Source organism: Ehrlichia chaffeensis str. Arkansas, assembly GCF_000013145.1.
GTDB classification, from domain to species: Bacteria; Pseudomonadota; Alphaproteobacteria; order Rickettsiales; family Anaplasmataceae; genus Ehrlichia; species Ehrlichia chaffeensis.
The window spans coordinates 1081911-1098158 of the sequence record NC_007799.1 but is presented as its reverse complement, the minus strand read 5'-3'; the positions used below and the strand labels follow the sequence as shown (position 1 = coordinate 1098158).

The 16248-nt window shown below is 30.0% G+C and carries 15 protein-coding genes; 7 read left to right on the top strand and 8 right to left on the bottom strand.

Features of this window, described 5'->3' with window-relative positions; all coding sequences use genetic code 11:
* The first annotated feature begins 111 nt into the window (after positions 1-111).
* The gene (locus ECH_RS04345; RefSeq protein ID WP_006010494.1) at positions 112-1332 is read left to right on the top strand and encodes a protein-disulfide reductase DsbD family protein; all 1221 of its coding nucleotides are present in this window, start codon (positions 112-114) and stop codon (positions 1330-1332) included.
* Positions 1333-1894: 562 nt separating this feature from the next.
* Here ECH_RS04345 and ECH_RS04340 read toward each other — a convergent pair.
* Positions 1895-2971, bottom strand: coding sequence for a D-alanyl-D-alanine carboxypeptidase family protein (locus ECH_RS04340; RefSeq protein ID WP_226988401.1), 1077 nt, complete (start codon positions 2969-2971; stop codon positions 1895-1897).
* Between the two features lie 391 nt (positions 2972-3362).
* On the opposite strand from ECH_RS04340, the gene ECH_RS04335 reads away from it, so the two are divergent.
* The 4 genes from ECH_RS04335 to prmC all read left to right on the top strand — a co-directional run bounded on the left by ECH_RS04335 (position 3363) and on the right by prmC (position 7506).
* A complete protein-coding gene (locus ECH_RS04335) occupies positions 3363-3875 on the top strand; it encodes a gamma carbonic anhydrase family protein (protein ID WP_006010492.1) in 513 nt (170 codons plus the stop codon).
* Positions 3876-4308: 433 nt separating this feature from the next.
* Positions 4309-5523 carry a 2-oxoglutarate dehydrogenase complex dihydrolipoyllysine-residue succinyltransferase gene (gene odhB, locus ECH_RS04330; RefSeq protein WP_006010491.1) on the top strand — a complete coding sequence of 405 codons (1215 nt, stop codon included), beginning with the start codon at positions 4309-4311 and terminating at the stop codon, positions 5521-5523.
* Between the two features lie 333 nt (positions 5524-5856).
* Positions 5857-6657 carry a type I methionyl aminopeptidase gene (gene map / locus ECH_RS04325; RefSeq protein ID WP_011452980.1) on the top strand — a complete coding sequence of 267 codons (801 nt, stop codon included), beginning with the start codon at positions 5857-5859 and terminating at the stop codon, positions 6655-6657.
* A 6-nt stretch (positions 6658-6663) separates the two neighbouring features.
* On the top strand, positions 6664-7506 hold the full coding sequence (gene prmC, locus ECH_RS04320) for a peptide chain release factor N(5)-glutamine methyltransferase (RefSeq protein WP_006011541.1): 843 nt from the start codon (positions 6664-6666) through the stop codon (positions 7504-7506).
* Between the two features lie 622 nt (positions 7507-8128).
* On the opposite strand, the gene grxC is transcribed toward prmC, so the two are convergent.
* Entirely contained in the window at positions 8129-8374 is a 246-nt protein-coding gene (gene grxC, locus ECH_RS04315) for a glutaredoxin 3 (RefSeq protein WP_006011543.1), read from the bottom strand.
* 84 nt (positions 8375-8458) lie between these two features.
* On the opposite strand from grxC, the gene ECH_RS04310 reads away from it, so the two are divergent.
* Both ECH_RS04310 and lspA read left to right on the top strand, forming a co-directional pair.
* Positions 8459-9412, top strand: a complete 954-nt coding sequence (locus ECH_RS04310; RefSeq protein WP_006011544.1) for a bifunctional riboflavin kinase/FAD synthetase — start codon at positions 8459-8461, stop codon at positions 9410-9412.
* A gap of 180 nt (positions 9413-9592) precedes the next feature.
* On the top strand, positions 9593-10033 hold the full coding sequence (gene lspA / locus ECH_RS04305; RefSeq protein ID WP_011452979.1) for a signal peptidase II: 441 nt from the start codon (positions 9593-9595) through the stop codon (positions 10031-10033).
* Between the two features lie 168 nt (positions 10034-10201).
* On the opposite strand, the gene ECH_RS04300 is transcribed toward lspA, so the two are convergent.
* From ECH_RS04300 to ECH_RS04275, 6 genes are all read right to left on the bottom strand, one after another.
* On the bottom strand, positions 10202-10870 hold the full coding sequence (locus ECH_RS04300; RefSeq protein WP_011452978.1) for a hypothetical protein: 669 nt from the start codon (positions 10868-10870) through the stop codon (positions 10202-10204).
* Between the two features lie 375 nt (positions 10871-11245).
* A complete protein-coding gene (locus tag ECH_RS04295; RefSeq protein WP_011452977.1) occupies positions 11246-12601 on the bottom strand; it encodes a M16 family metallopeptidase in 1356 nt (451 codons plus the stop codon).
* A gap of 2 nt (positions 12602-12603) precedes the next feature.
* Positions 12604-13923, bottom strand: coding sequence for a M16 family metallopeptidase (locus ECH_RS04290; RefSeq protein ID WP_011452976.1), 1320 nt, complete (start codon positions 13921-13923; stop codon positions 12604-12606).
* A gap of 528 nt (positions 13924-14451) precedes the next feature.
* Positions 14452-14979 (bottom strand): cytochrome c oxidase assembly protein, encoded by a 528-nt coding sequence (locus tag ECH_RS04285; RefSeq protein ID WP_006011431.1) that lies wholly within the window; start codon positions 14977-14979, stop codon positions 14452-14454.
* Positions 14976-15656 carry a ribonuclease III gene (gene rnc / locus ECH_RS04280; RefSeq protein WP_006011429.1) on the bottom strand — a complete coding sequence of 227 codons (681 nt, stop codon included), beginning with the start codon at positions 15654-15656 and terminating at the stop codon, positions 14976-14978. Before rnc ends, ECH_RS04285 begins: the two co-directional genes overlap by 4 nt.
* Before the next feature lie 9 nt (positions 15657-15665).
* A complete protein-coding gene (locus ECH_RS04275; protein WP_006011427.1) occupies positions 15666-16247 on the bottom strand; it encodes a LolA family protein in 582 nt (193 codons plus the stop codon).
* Between the last annotated feature and the right edge of the window lies 1 nt (position 16248).

Below are 16248 nucleotides of genomic sequence, written 5' to 3'. Positions count from 1 at the left end.
ATTTGTCTTTATTAATGTTAATAGTTTTTTAGGTATACAAACTTATAGTTGTCTTGTGTGCATTTTTTTAATTTAATAGTTAATGTTATATCCTTTTTAGAATATTTAAATATGTTTTTTAATGTTAATTCAATATACATTTTGATATGTGCTTTACTTGGCGGCATAATTTTAAATTGTATGCCATGTGTATTCCCTATCTTATCATTAAAAATAATGTCAATGGTTAAGAATGCTCAAAAGAGTAAAATATTGATAAGAGCTGATGGGGTATTATATACACTTGGAGTTATGGTGAGTATGTTTCTACTGTCTTCAATACTTTTAATATTACGTCATTTTGGCTATTTAGTAAGTTGGGGATATCAAATGCAATTTCCAATATTAATTGCATTGTTGATGTATATAATGTTTTTGATGGGATTATCTTTTTCTGGATTTTATGATTTGCCTTTTATTGTTCCTAATTTTAATAATGTGAATTCTAAAAGAGAAGGATTAATAGGTAGTTTTATTGTGGGTATGTTATCAACGTTTGTTGCTACCCCGTGTACAGCCCCTTTTATGGTATCTGCTGTAACTGTAGCTTTAAATCAATCTAACCTTTACTCAGTGTTGATTTTTCAAGTTCTTGGTTTTGGAATTGCGTTGCCTTATTTATTATTGTCATTTTTTCCAGGTTTATTGAAAATTATTCCTAAGCCAGGTAGATGGATGGAAGTTTTACAAAGATTTTTAGCTTTCCCACTTTATTTTTCTTCAGCGTGGTTACTCTGTATTTTAATCAAACAGAAAGGTCCGGAAATATTATTTGCTGTGTTATCTTGTGCTATATTATTTGTCATGGGGATATGGATTATGAAATTTATAAAATCTTGGGAACCTATAAGTAAGTTTGTAATTTGCTTGTGTTTATTGTTTATAGCAATTTCTCCTTTATGTTTTGAGCCAATAAAAGAGTTTCTAATGAAACATAAGGAAGCAAAACATGTTGTAGTAATGGAATTTTCTCAAAAGAAGTTAGAACAACTACTTGAAGCGAAAGAGACAGTATTGTTGTCTGTAAGTGCAGATTGGTGTTTAACTTGTAAAGTTAATGAAAAAATTTTACAGTTGGACACTGTACAGGCTTTGCTTATGAAGAAAAAAATTTACTACATGAGAGGTGATTTAACTTCTAAAAATTATGAATTAACAGAGTATATTAATCAGTTGGATAAAAATAGTGTACCGCTTTATGTATTGTATGTTGATGGAGTTAAGATTAAAGTTTTACCACAAGTCCTCAGTGAAAAGATAGTAATTGATATTATAAACAAATATGTAAAATAGTAAGTTTTTTATTTGTTGATATTATAAATATTATTATATTCCTAGTTCTATGAAAGTTCTGTTACTTTATTTTTTATGCTGTTAATGTTATTGTCTCGTTGTGGCAATTAATATAGCAAGTTTAGGATATGATTTTTAATAATTTCTATAGGCAGTTTTTATAGTGGTTATTACGTTGTTCTAGTTTTTATATAAATATTAAAGCGTACTTCATAACAAGACTATACAAATTAGAGAAAAGTAGAAATGTATTCATATTGTATCTTATGTTTTTAATATAGTGGTAGGTTTACATAATTAATAAAACAAGTAAAAGTTAAAGAGATTGCTGATTTATAATTGATCTTTTAAGTTCTTGATGAAAAGCTTATGTAACTATGGGCTTTCTATAAAGTACTACTTAAACAATGTATATAAGTTCTTTGTAAGGAAAATAGCTTTATTAAAGAATATGTGTAAATTTTTATAAAAGTATGTGATTTAAGTCATTAATAAACACAGCGTTTGTTTATGCATATTATATAACTTTAAACTTGATATGAGTTAGAACTATGACTGTACATTATGAAGTAGCAACTTTATCTGTTTTAGGGGAAAACATGTACAATATTCTTTGGAAGAAATTGAGATGGTTTATATCATTTGCTGCGTACATAGGTATAACGCGTTCTGTAAGTTCTGGTACCTGTATGTGAAGATGACCAACTTCTTGTCCTTTTTTTACTGGTGCAGATATTGCATTTTCGTGTGAAAAAAAGGTTTTGACTGTATCATATGAGCCTTTAGGATATAGAATAATCACATCGTTATTGAACACAGCTTCTACATATTTTGCATCACCGTTTTTAACTATTATTTCCTTGGCTTTACTACCTTTGTGAAAGATGGTTTGGCTGCTAAAATCATTAAAAGCATAATCTAGCAACTGCTTTATTTCAGATATGCGTTCTTTTTCAGTTTTAAGACCGCTGATTAATATGAAGATACGTCTGCCTTCATGTTTAGCAGCTACTATAGACCCGTATCCTCCTGCATCTGTATATATGCTAATTATCCCATCTATTCTATTATCTGGTGACAATAAGTTGATGTTTTCTTGGTATATATTATTGTACTTAAAATCTTTTTTGGAGAATAGATGATAATATTCAGGAAAATCTTCGAAAATTCTTACTGTAAGAGTTATTAAGTCGCGTATTGACATGAATTGATTTTTATCTTGAGCACCTATTACATTGCTGAAATGAGATTTTGTTAGGTTAAGTTTTTGTGCTATACGATTCATTTCATCAACAAAGTTCTCCTGTGAACCTGCTACGCCTTCTGCAAGAGTAATACAGGCGTCATTTGCAGATGTTGTAATAATACCATTAATTAAATCTCTTACTGCTACTAGCTGTCCCGCCCTTAGGAAAATGGAGTTACCTCCTTTCTGCCAAGCCTCTTTACTAGTCTTAAATTTATCCTCCATTTTTACAAATCCAGCTTTTATGTAGTAAAATGTAACATATAAGGTCATTAAGTTAGTCATAGACGAGGGTGCAATTTGTTCGTCAATGTTGTGTTCTAATAACATTGTATTAGAAAAGAAATCGAATACTGCTGCTTGAGGTGCTGTTGTTTGTATAGGTAAGGCCACAGCATTACTTATATGTACCTGAATACTAATAAAACAATATAACAGTAGAAGGATTATATGGCGTAACATTGTAAAAATATTTCAGAGAACCTATGAGCTTTTATATATCAATCTTTGTATTAGATCAATATATAATTGCTTAATATATTTTGTGATAACTGTCAGTAGAAGATACTTTATGTTTTTTTAACAAATGTGTAGTGCAAATTTTTTGTTACAATGTATTTGATATGCTGAGGAATGTTGTTTTTATATAAAGTCGTATAGCTGTATAAGTTTAGATTTAAGGGGTTGCATGTAAATGTTATGTAAATTCTGGCCTTATAGCATTGTATAAGATATGTTATCATACAAACATTAGATATAGGTTTGTGGGTAAGTGAGTGATTTTATGCATAATGTAATCAGTTACAAGAATTTTTTTCCTAACATAGATAGTACTGTGTTTGTTGCACCTACTGCTTTTGTTATAGGCAATGTTTATATTAGTAAGGATGCAAGTGTATGGTATAACTCAGTGTTGCGTGGAGATGTAGGAATGATTAGTGTAGGTGAAGGTACTAATATTCAAGATAATACTGTGATACATGTTGATAGAAATTATGGTGATACACAAATTGGGAAAATGGTGACAGTTGGGCATAGTTGTATATTACATGCTTGTCAAATACATGATTATGCATTTGTTGGTATGGGTTCTGTTGTTATGGATAAAGTAATTATGGAAGAGAATACAATGCTAGCATCTGGCTCTTTAGTAACTAAAGGTAAAATAATCAAGTCTGGAGAGTTGTGGGCTGGTAGGCCAGCAAAATTTTTTAGGATGCTTTCTGAAGAAGAAATAAATCACATTAAGGAATCTGCTAGTAATTATATACAGTTATCTCGTGACTATTTAAGATGATAAACTACAGCAAATTGTTAGGAGAAGATTTATGCTGATTACTATTTTTGTGTAAAAGTTGTTTATTGAATTTCAATAACGCTTTATTATTGAGTTAAATGTTAAAGTTGTGATAATGTTATAATAAATGTGTACTTGTTGTACTATGTGATGTTGATAGTAAATCAAATGAAAGGTATAGCAATATATGTTGATTATTAAATTTTTATTGAAAGTAATATCAATGAGTAAAGATTAGTATTATGTAGAATATATGATTGTAATACTTTAGTAGTAATGTATTATTGTTGTAAGTCAGATTTCTATTTAAGTATAAAATGAGATTTAAATATTGAATTTTTGTCATGGTTTGAATCATAATTGTGAGTCATGCTTATGGTATAGTGGCATGTACAACTAAGTCTGTGTAGAGAGTTTTTTTAAGGTACATTTTATGAGTGAAATACAAGTAAAGGCTGAAAATCTTGGTGGTGAGTCAATATTAGAGGCTCCAATTAGAGTCTCAGTGAATGTTGGTGATAGTGTGAAACAAGGTGATATGTTATTTATCATAGAAACTGACAAGACCTCGCTTGAAATTGTATCTCCTGAAGATGGTATTATTAATGAAATATTTGTTGTTGATGAGGAAATCATACAGAGAGGGCAAGTTTTATGTACAATAAATACTGTAAAATCGAATGCTGTTAAGCCATCTGAGGGGAACACTGCACATAGTACTACTGTTACAGTAGCTGATGACATGCAACAATTTATACAGAAAAAGGATGCTCCATCTGCAATGAAGATTATGGAAGAAAATGTGATTGATAAAAGTCAGGTGAGTGGTTCTGGTATTGGAGGTCGCATTACAAAATCTGATGTGTTAAATTATATGAAACTTGCTTCTGAAGAAGATAATACTAAAGCAAATAGTATTAGTAGTTTATCTGTTGTATCTGAAGAGAAAAGAGAAGAACGTGTAAAAATGAGTAAGATCAGACAGGTAATTGCTGCAAGATTAAAGGAATCTCAAAATACTGCTGCGATATTAACAACTTTTAACGAAGTTGATATGAAGAATGTGATGGATCTTCGTGCTAAGTATAGAGAAACTTTTGAAAAGAAATATGGTATTAAGCTTGGTTTTATGTCGTTCTTTATAAAGGCAGTGGTGCTAGCATTAAAAGAACTACCAATAATCAATGCTGAGATATCAGGTAATGAGATTGTTTATAAGCATTATTATGACATGGGTATTGCAGTAGGAACAGATAAGGGATTGGTTGTTCCAGTAATACGTGATGCTGATAAAATGTCTTTTGCTGATCTTGAATCAACGTTAGCTTCTTTAGGGAAAAAAGCTAGGGAAGGAAAGTTGGAAGTTGCTGATATGGCAGGTGCAACATTTACTATCACCAATGGAGGTGTGTATGGGTCTTTGCTGTCTACTCCTATAATTAATCCTCCTCAGTCTGGAATTTTAGGGATGCATTCAATACAAAAGCGTCCTGTTGCAATTGATGATAAGACTATAGAAATTAGACCAATGATGTATATTGCTTTATCTTATGATCATAGAATTGTTGATGGACAAGGTGCTGTTACATTTTTAGTTAGAATAAAGCAATATATTGAAGATCCTAGTAGGATGTTTTTAGAGGTATAATTCTGGTTGTTGTTAATTATGGAATGTACTTAAATGCTTTCTTGAAGATAGTCTTGTAAAATATAGAGCTCATGGAAAGTTTATGTTCTATTATGTCTAAAAATAATGTAATTTAAGAATTATAGTAGCTGATGAAATACTACTTAGTGTACTTAAATATATAGGGATTTCTGAATAATTCCTTTTGCCTACTCTAATACATTACAGTATATTTGTCTTATTTCAAGTGTTTAAAATTGTTTAAAATGATGGGTATTGGTTCTAGTATAAGGATATTAGGCATTAGAGTATTAATACAATAGTTTAGGTCTAGGATTAAAGGTTATAGAGAATATGGGAAATTTAGGAAGAAGTATCACTATTCATAGTAAAGAAGACTTTAAGTATATGCATAATGCTGGAAGGCTTGCAGCAGAGGTGTTAGATTTTATTACTCCATATGTAAAACCAGGAGTTTCTAGCAATGAGCTTAACGATTTATGTCATGATTTTATTATTAACGCTGGTGCAATTCCTGCTCCGCTTGGATATAGGGGATACCCTAAGTCTATTTGTACCTCGAAAAATTTTGTTGTATGTCATGGTATTCCTGATGATTTGCCTTTAAAAGAAGGTGATATTGTGAATATAGATGTCACTGTTATACTAGACGGTTGGCATGGAGATACTAGTAGAATGTATTGGGTTGGGGAGCCATCGATTAAAGCAAAACGTTTATGTGAAGCTGCATATAGAGCATTAACTGTAGCGATTGAACAAGTGATACCTGGACAAAAGCTTAATCAGATTGGTTTGGCTATTGAAAAAGAGATGAAGAAATATGGTTATTCTATTGTTCGTGATTATTGTGGGCATGGGTTAGGTAGGGTATTTCATGCTTCGCCGAATGTAGTACATTATTATGATCCGGATGATCCTGTAATTATTAGAGAAGGCATGTTTTTTACAATAGAGCCAATGATAAATGCCGGAAGATGTGATACTGTACTTAGTAAAAAAGATGGATGGACTGTTACAACTCGAGATTTATCTTTGTCAGCGCAATTTGAACATTCTTTGGGTGTTACTGAGAATGGAGTAGAAATATTTACATTATCTCCACAAAATATGCATTATCCTCCTTATGTATGCTAATTTATTATGGATACTGTAATTTCTTTATTTAATAGAGCTGTTGATTTTTTATCTACTTATAACATAGACAATCCAAAACGTGATGTAGAGATAATAATAAAGCATCTTATTAACACTGAAAACTTAGTTACTATACTTGATCCACATATGCCTATTAATAAATGTGATGTGGAAGTATTTTGGAAAATGGTGAAACAACGTTCTACTAATATACCTATATCACATATTATAGGTAAAAGGGAATTTTGGAGTACGGATTTTATTGTCAATTCTGATGTTTTAGATCCTAGACCAGATAGTGAAACGATCATTTCCTCTGTGTTTGCAATGTATCCTTGTAAGAATCGTAGGTTAATTATAGGAGATTTTGGTACAGGGAGTGGATGTTTATTATCAATTTTATTATTAAGGTATAGAAATGCTGTTGGTATAGCTATTGAAAAAAGTGTTAAAGCTTATAGAGTTGCATATCAGAATTTTAAAAATCATGGATTATATAGTAGGATAAAGATGAGATTATCCTCTTGGAACACTTGCTATGATACTTTTGATTTGATAGTTAGTAATCCTCCGTATATTAGAAGGAGTAAAATTACTACATTACAGCCGGAAGTAAAATTACATGAGCCAATGGTAGCTTTGGATGGTGGGCCAATAGGATTAGAAATTTATTCACAAATTTTTGTAATCATAAAAAGATGTTTAAAGCAGAATGGTGTAGCTATTTTGGAAATAGGGGAAGATCAACATCAGATTCATAGAATAGTGCATCGTTATGGATTAAAATTCTGTACTTACCACAATGATTTATCTGGCAAGTTACGTTGCATAGTAGTTAAACAGATGTGAAATTAATTAGGGCTAATGTTTTAAGGTTAATGTGAAGAAAGGTTAGTATTTTATGGTTACATAAACCTAGGTATAGCTATTTTGGAAATAGGGGAAGTCAACATCAGATTCATAGGGTAGTATATCGTTATGGATTAAAATTCTGTACTTACCACGATGATTTATCTGGCAAGTTACGTTGCATAGTAGTTAAACAGGTGTGAAATTAATTAGGGCTAATGTTTTAAAGGTTAATTGAAGAAAGGTTAGTATTTTATGGTCACATAAACCTAAGCTTATCATTGAATGTGTTGCAGATTGGATCTTATAAGAAAAACTACATGTGCAACTTTATAATCTAAAAATTAGGTGTAATGTTGATTTGTATAGAGGGATGTTAGCTAAAAAACAGATATGTATAGCTGTTACTATAATTCTAGTGTGCCTGACTCGTACAATTTATATAAATCATCACAGCCACCTATGTGTTGATCATTAATAAATTTTGGGGTACAGTCTTCATACCGTTCGATTGTTGTATCATTTGTTCTAGCAAAGAATTGTTGCCTGTAATGTCAATTTCTTCAAGTTGATTTGTATAGAGGAGGAATGTTAGCTAAAAAACAGATATGTACAGCTGTTACTATAATTCTAGTTTACCTGACTCATACAGTTTATATAAATCATCACAGCCACCTATATGTTGATCATTAATAAATATTTGGGGTACAGTCTTCATGCCGTTTGATTGTTGTATCATTTGTTCTAGCAAAGAATTGTTGCCTGTAATGTCAATTTCTTCAAAAGGAATGTTTTTTTTGTTGAATAAAGCCTTTGCTTTAGTACAATAAGGGCAGAAGTCTTTAGTATATATTTTCACTTTTATCACTATAATGTATCCTATGATTAACTGAATTTCTGGATATCATAGTAATAGCAAAAAGTAAATATAGGAATTTTATAAAATTTTATTATGAAAATAATATATGGTTATCCTAACCAAAAAGGTAATGTAAATAGTGTTCTTGCTTTTGGGAATTTTGATGGAATACATTTAGGACATCAGTCTATAATTAATGCAATAAAAAATATTTCAGTTAGAGAAAAGATAACATCTGTGGTTATTACATTTTCTCCACATCCTGCTGAGTATTTGCGTAATAAACAAAATTTTTTGTTATTAGATCTTGAGCAAAAGATAGAATTGTTGCAAAGCTATGGTATAGATTATCTATATATTATTGATTTTAATGAAAGTTTTGCACAGCTTTCTCCGGATGCTTTTATAAAGGATGTATTAGTAAATAGTTGTAGAATAAAATATATTGTAGTAGGACATAGTTGTTTTTTTGGACATAAATGTTTAGGTAACATAGATTTGTTATATTCTTATGCAAATATTTATGATTATGAAATTGTAAGAATAGATCCTATTTTTATAAATGATAAATTATGCTCTTCTTCATTGATTAGAGAGTATTTGTCTGAAGGAAAAGTAGACTTAGCAAGTAAGATTTTGGGTAGACCGTATCAAATTAATGGCAAAGTGATAAAAGGATTGGCTAGGGGCCGCGTTATTGGTTTTCCTACAGTTAATGTTGATATTAAACATATATTAGTGCCTAGAGTTGGGGTGTATTCTGCATGTATAAAAATAGATGATAATAATGTGTGGTTAAATGGGATAGTTAATATTGGATTTAGACCTACATTTAATGATTTAAGTTTTCCTATATTGGAAATGCATATTTTTGATTTTGATAGTGATATATATAATCAGCATGTAGCTATTCAGTTATTGGACTTCATACGTCCTGAACGTAAATTTAGTAGTATTGAGCAGTTAAAACAGCAGATTAACGAGGATATTATTCAAGTAAAGAAAAGTTTAAAGTATATTGGGAGCAAAGATGACGAAGTAGTGTAAATGTTTAGCTATAGTACAGTAGATTAATAGAGATATTGCTTAAATGGAAAAAAGTTGATGCAAGATATGTATAAGTATATGCTTATAAGTCAACTTACTGAATTACGTGGATAGGCATATAGGGTTTTATACTCAGTTAATGTGGTAAGTTGATAAAGGTATTGCCAAGTAGCAGAGTTTATGAAAAAATATGTATTGATAATATGTATATTAGTTCTTGTAGATCAACTTAGTAAGTGGTACGTAATGAGTTTAGTAGGAGATACAAGAATAATAGAGATATTTAGTTTTTTGCGATTTTCTACAGTATGGAATACTGGAATAAGCTTCGGTATGTTACATGATTTCATGTATAGTAACCTTATTTTCTGTAGTATTTCCATCTTAATTACGTTTGTTTTGTTTTATTTTTTAGTAATACGTTTATCACATAGATTACCTCTTGCTATTATTATTGGGGGGTCAGTAGGGAATATAGTAGACAGAGTAAAATATGGAGCTGTCTATGATTTTATAGATTTCTATATTAATAAATGGCACTGGCCTGCATTCAACTTAGCAGATTCTTTTATATTCTTAGGTATTATAATAATGGTAAGAGCTAATAATTTTACAAAATAACTTACTAACTTTATCATTCTTTAACTTGTATAACTTTATAATATAGATGAAAGAACTACTTAAAGATGCTATTAACAAAGAATGAAAACCAACAACAAGATTAAACCATGAACTACTGTCTACTGAAACACACACTTAATGGTTGATTTTAAACATTAACATCTACTGTTATTTTGGTAATTGCTGCTGCATAGTATCAGCAAATGATATCACATTTAAAGAGGATAAGTGTGATGGCTCTAATCCGAGTGTTTGCATTAAATTTTCACACTCATCTCTTGCTGCAACATCTACCATCTCAGAAGTTCCTATAACTGTAACATGATTTTGTAAATCTGGTGCTATGATATGCTTGAGAGCAAGTGCTATAATTGTACATGCTAATACAGCTGCACTGACAGCAAATGCAATAGCTAATGGAAATTTGAGAGGGTTGTTCATGAACTGTGCAAATGACGGGAGCAATGACACCGTAGGATCTCTAAGCATCAATCCAGCACATACAGAAGTTGCTATGAGGGATAACCCACCTAATGTATATAATATTATAGATGCACTACTATCCTTTCGCCCAAAATTTTTCTTGATCTGTGACTTATTTGTTGTTTGGCTTCTCCTGCAGCAAGAAGATATTAATGATGCTGTAGCACAGAACATAAACACTGCAGCAGCTGCGATTGTAGCTATACAATATGCATTACTAAAACTGAGTTGATTACTTTTAAGAGCAACTAGAGCAGACATAATTAACGCCGCAAAAGATATTACCGACACCAGTAACATTAATCTTTGAACAGAAAAATCAGACGTTATTGGTCCTGTTGGATTGTTTTTCATAATTAATACCGTTAAGACTAAACACTTGAGAATTTTAATTTATTCATATGATTTTGTCAAGAATACAAATACAACCTCTAGTAATTTATTCTGTTGAAACATAATTACTATGAAAAAAATCACATGTGTAAAATACTAAAAATTTTTAATTAAGGAGTATACTGATTTTAATAGATACTAACCTTTTATTTTTAATAAATTGTACGTAGTTATTTAAGCATTATTGATTTATCAATTATTTTATTTTGTGTTTATGGAATTGTAACTTTAAGTTGAAAGTATGCTGCTTTTGCTATATATTAATGAATGGTACTACCTAATCTAAAGTAGATGTGATTACTGTGTTTATATAGCTAACAGCATACTTATAATAAATTAGCCAAGTATGTTTTCTTTAGCTTCTATCTGTTTACCGTTTATATTATTGTTTTTTCCCACTTCAATTATTACTAAATCATTAGATAAGATTTTCCTAGCAACTTTGGTTACTTCTTCTATTGTGAGGGTTTTATAGTAGGAATTATGTTTGTTTATATAACTTGGATCTAGACCGCGTAATTGTAGGTTTAATAATGTATTTGCAACATTATCATTGTTTAACATTGATAAAATGAAAGAATTAGTAATACTAGATTTTGCAGTTAAAAAAGTTTCCTGATTAATTCCATTATTTTTAATATTTTCTATAATTTCTTTTAATACAGATATGCATTTTGTTACTGTAGTATTATCAGTAGTTATTATGCCGAGTAACACGTTACTATGATTCATATTATCTAGCATGCTACTAGCATGGTAAGTTAGTCCTAATTTGTCTCGTAACTCTATCATCAATATTGAATTAAGGCTTAATCCTCCTAGCATATTGTTGAATAAGTTGGATGCATAATAATCCTCGTCATTGTATGATACTGTGTCTGTAGCAAACATTATGACACTTTGTGGTACATTTCTTCTTACATATAAGAGTTTCTGTTCTCTGTTAACGGTGGCATCTGGTATAGTATTTTTGTTATTACCAGACGGTAATTTTGATAGGATATATTTATCTAATAAATTCGATAGTTTTGCTGAATCTATATCTCCTGCTGCACTAATGACGATTTGGTCCTTATCAAAACTGTTTTTTATGTATGATGATACATCTTCTTGGGTAATGTTGTTAATAGTATTTAATGTACCATAGATTTTATTAGAGTATGGGTGTCCTTTAAATATGGCATGATTAATTTCAGTTGCTGCTATGAATTTAGGAGATCCATATAAAGATTTTACATGTGCACTTTGTTCTGCTATTACCCTATGAAATATTTCTGGGTCAGTTACTGGATTGAATAAGCAATCACTTAATAAAGTTAAAGCTTCTTCAAAGTTTTCTGATAGTGTTTTTATAGATATATAGAAATTATCTATGTCTACATGAAATTTTAAGTCTATACCTTTACCTTCTAATTGTTTTGCAAATTCTAGAGCATGATTACTTTCTGATCCTTCTTGTAATATTTGTGATGTGAAATGTGCAAGTCCTTGTTTGTCAGAAGCATCATATGCATATCCTGCTTTTTTGAATGCAAGTGTTAAAGAAATTGTTGGTAAGTCGTGATGTTCAACATATAAGTAGCGTATGTTATTATTAATAGTGGCTTCCTTTATGTTGATATTAATATCATCTGCATATGCATTATATGCAAAAAAAATCAATGTTATTATGTAGAATAATGTATTCCTCATAACTATTCTCCCAATTTAGGTAATAAATGTCCAGCTAATCTTACGTTCTTTAAGAAGATGTTTTCCATAGTGGAATCAATATCCTCAATCTTTATTTTATCTATTGTATCGTAAATATTGTTAATTTCTGATAATGGTACTCCTAGAATTAAGTTCATGCCGTAGAAATATGATATAAAGCTTAATCCATCAAGAGAATAAGTTAAGTGTGCTTTTACTTTTTGTTTTGCACTTTCTAAATATTCTGGTGAAATGCCATTTTCAAGATAACTATTTATACATTTGTGGATTTCTTTTTCTACAGTTTCTGTAGAGATCCCATCTTTAGGTACGGCTTCTATAAAGAGGTAGTTATCACTATCAGTTAAATAGTTATAATTGGTGCCTATTGATGTGACTATTGAGTTATTCATTACTAGATCATTGTAAAGCAAACTGAATTTACCGTTACCAAGTATTTCTGCTGCCATCATATTGAGTATATAGTTTTTATTTGCGATACCGCTTGGTATTTGATACATTAAAAATAATTCTGGGATTTCTACTGAACTATCTTCTAATGTTAATGTAATGTTTGCTTTGTGTGAAGGTTCTGCTCTAAAAACACGTGTGGATTTTTTGTGATTAGGTTCTATCTTCCCATAGTACTGTTGTGCAAGGTTGATTGTTTCCTGTGGATCGACATCTCCAGTTACAACTAATATAGCGTTGTTAGGGCTGTAGTGAAGTTTATAAAATGCTTCAGCAACTTCTCTATTGTAATTGCTGATTTCATGTTCCCACCCTACTACTGGTCTACCATATCCATTATAATAGAATGTGTTTTCCATCTCTTCTTGCAGTATGTTTTTTGCCTGACTTTCAACTCTCATTTTTCTTTCTTCTAATACTACCTTTTGCTCTCTTATTAATGCCTTATCAGTAATTTTAAAATTTTGCATTCTGTCTGATTCAATATCCATTGCAAGAGATAAATGTTGTTTTGGTATTAGTTCATAATATATAGTGCAAAATTCAGATGTACTTGCATTGAAGTTTCCGCCTATATCACTTAGAGTAGTTATAAGATTAGGGAATTTTTCTGTACCACTGAACATTAAATGTTCAAAAAAATGTGCAAGTCCAGAATAACCTACTGGATCATCAGTCCCACCAACTTTATATAATACCATATGCATAACTGCGGGTGCGCGATGATTAGGGATAACATATACTTCCATGCCATTATCTAGCTTTTCATGTGTAACTTTAATGTTAAAAGATAAAGCATGATTAGCTATTGTGAAGAAGATTGTAAAAAAACAAGTAAAAAATTTAACCATTACTGTAACCTTACGATTATTTGATTGATAGTTTATATGTATAATTTGAGAATATCAAATGAATTAAGGTTATTGTCTTTTTATTATCAAATCATTAATTATGCTTATAAATTTAGAGTAATGATAATGATGTTGTTAATTATCATTAATTTTAGTTATGCTTTATAATAAGTGATCATGTAAAATTATTTATAACTAAAGACTTGTCAGCTTTAATTTGATACATTTTTTATTGTAAAAAGAATTTATAGCGAGTTAATATTTTATTTAGAATTATAATAGATTGATTTGTAGTAGTGTGTATTACTTAAGTTGAGATGTATATTATTAATTTTTAATGATATTAGATTCATTAGATGTGAGGAAGAGTTAGTAGCTGAAGAACGTGTTATCTTGTTACTATAAATCACAAAGGTAGTTATAGGTAAAGTTTGTGTCATTTGATAGTGGTTAGATTTGATGATAAAGGCCTATTATCTACATATTTATACAGGCAACCAGAAGTTTATTACATATGGGTATAGGGATTTATTCTTTGTATTTGAAAAATACGTATGAAAGAGTTATTAATTTCACATCAGCAGTTTCAGGATCGGTTTCTATTGCAGGGTCTATAAAAAATGACACAGGCATAACAGTTTTTTGATAAGGAAATAGGGTTTGTTTGCTAAAGCAAAAACATGCAACTTTGTTAAAATATTTTCCTGCTTTATGAGGAGTAACATTATATACAGCCATTCCTGAAATGTCTTTATCAGATAAATTTTCTGCTCGGTAAAAAATTAACTTTTGTTCGCCTGGTTTTACAAATACATATGGTAATTCTGGATAAAATTTCCATGGCAATTGTTTATTAATATCTGCATTGAATCTAACTTTAATAGTAGTATTTCCTGTTTTGGAACTTGATAAAATATTACTTTTTCTAACTGTTCCTCCGTAACCTGTAACTTTACAAAATATGCTATATAATGGTACAGAAGCATATACTAAACATACCATGGATAATATTATTGTTATTAATATGTAAATAGTATTTTTTATTCTTGGTGTCATTTTGTTTTGTTATGAATTTGATTTAACATTAAACTTGCTGCTTTTTGTTCAGCGAGTTTTTTATTATGACCAGTTGCTTGTATTGCTTGATATGATGGAATTCTTACTTCTACTGTAAATGTAGGGTTGTGATCTGGTCCAGATTTATCTATGGTGTGATATGCAGGAGCTGGTAACCTTTTTCCTTGTACCAATTCTTGCAGTATAGTTTTTGCATCTTGTGGAGGGACATTCATATGTGTTGCAGAATGTTCCCAAAATAAGTATATAAAGTCTTGTGCTGCTGTAAATCCTCCGTCAAGGTATATTGCACCTATTAAAGCTTCTAATGCATTTTCTAAATTACGGAAATTATTTATACCACCACACGCTCTTTCACCATCTGACATCATGATAAATTGTCCGAGATTTATAGACTGTGCAACTTCTACTAACTTATTGCCACAAACTAATGCTGTCTTCTTTTTAGCGAGGTTACCTTCTGTATCTTTAGGGAAAATATTGAATAGCATTTCGGATATTACTATGTTTAATACTGCATCCCCTAGGAATTCTAGTCTTTCATAGTTAAATTTTAAGGTATCTTTTGATACTAGACTAGGATGTGTCAATGCCTCATTTAATAATTGGGGATTTTTAAAGTTATATTTTATGATTTTTGATATACTTTCTATCATGATTTTATTTTAATTGTAGTAAGATGTACTATGTTTAAATTCTGTATCCTTTATAGTAATATTATTTTGAATGTTGTAAAACTTAATATAAGTTATAGAATCTGGACTTGCTATATTTAATCCAACAATTGTTATAGGATTTGTATTGAAAATTATATCTGCTAGTAGTGCTGTTTTTTGATCTTGTATAGTAATCACTTTTTTACTGTCGGTTGTACTGGTATTTAGAAAGATTATATCTTTTATATCTTTAATATCAGAACTTAATAAATTAATAATAGGATTATTAATAATTGAATAAGAGTATTCTTCTAGTTCCTTATCATAGTAAGAAATGGTTCTACCGTGCATTATAATGGAAGCTGGAGTAGGTGGATAATAATCCCATTTTAATAATCCAGGTTTTTTCATAAATACCATTCCATGCTGAATATCGTTATTAGCAGAGCTTGTTTGAACAAACTCTGCTTTAAAAGAATGTATAGCACTAAAATAAGATAGTAATTCTTCTTTTATTGTTTCAGTTGAATACGCATGTATACTGACAAAATACACTATAAAAAAATATATATATGCTATTTTAGTTTTCATC

Bases quoted from the DNA above. Each gene is read 5' to 3' on its own strand.
- ECH_RS04345 (WP_006010494.1), top strand. From the start codon at position 112: ATGTTTTTTAATGTTAATTCAATATACATTTTGATATGTGCTTTACTT.
- ECH_RS04335 (WP_006010492.1), top strand. From the start codon at position 3,363: ATGCATAATGTAATCAGTTACAAGAATTTTTTTCCTAACATAGATAGT.
- odhB (WP_006010491.1), top strand. From the start codon at position 4,309: ATGAGTGAAATACAAGTAAAGGCTGAAAATCTTGGTGGTGAGTCAATA.
- map (WP_011452980.1), top strand. From the start codon at position 5,857: ATGGGAAATTTAGGAAGAAGTATCACTATTCATAGTAAAGAAGACTTT.
- prmC (WP_006011541.1), top strand. From the start codon at position 6,664: ATGGATACTGTAATTTCTTTATTTAATAGAGCTGTTGATTTTTTATCT.
- ECH_RS04310 (WP_006011544.1), top strand. From the start codon at position 8,459: ATGAAAATAATATATGGTTATCCTAACCAAAAAGGTAATGTAAATAGT.
- lspA (WP_011452979.1), top strand. From the start codon at position 9,593: ATGAAAAAATATGTATTGATAATATGTATATTAGTTCTTGTAGATCAA.
- ECH_RS04300 (WP_011452978.1), bottom strand. From the start codon at position 10,870: ATGAAAAACAATCCAACAGGACCAATAACGTCTGATTTTTCTGTTCAA.
- ECH_RS04295 (WP_011452977.1), bottom strand. From the start codon at position 12,601: ATGAGGAATACATTATTCTACATAATAACATTGATTTTTTTTGCATAT.
- ECH_RS04290 (WP_011452976.1), bottom strand. From the start codon at position 13,923: ATGGTTAAATTTTTTACTTGTTTTTTTACAATCTTCTTCACAATAGCT.
- ECH_RS04285 (WP_006011431.1), bottom strand. From the start codon at position 14,979: ATGACACCAAGAATAAAAAATACTATTTACATATTAATAACAATAATA.
- rnc (WP_006011429.1), bottom strand. From the start codon at position 15,656: ATGATAGAAAGTATATCAAAAATCATAAAATATAACTTTAAAAATCCC.
- ECH_RS04275 (WP_006011427.1), bottom strand. From the start codon at position 16,247: ATGAAAACTAAAATAGCATATATATATTTTTTTATAGTGTATTTTGTC.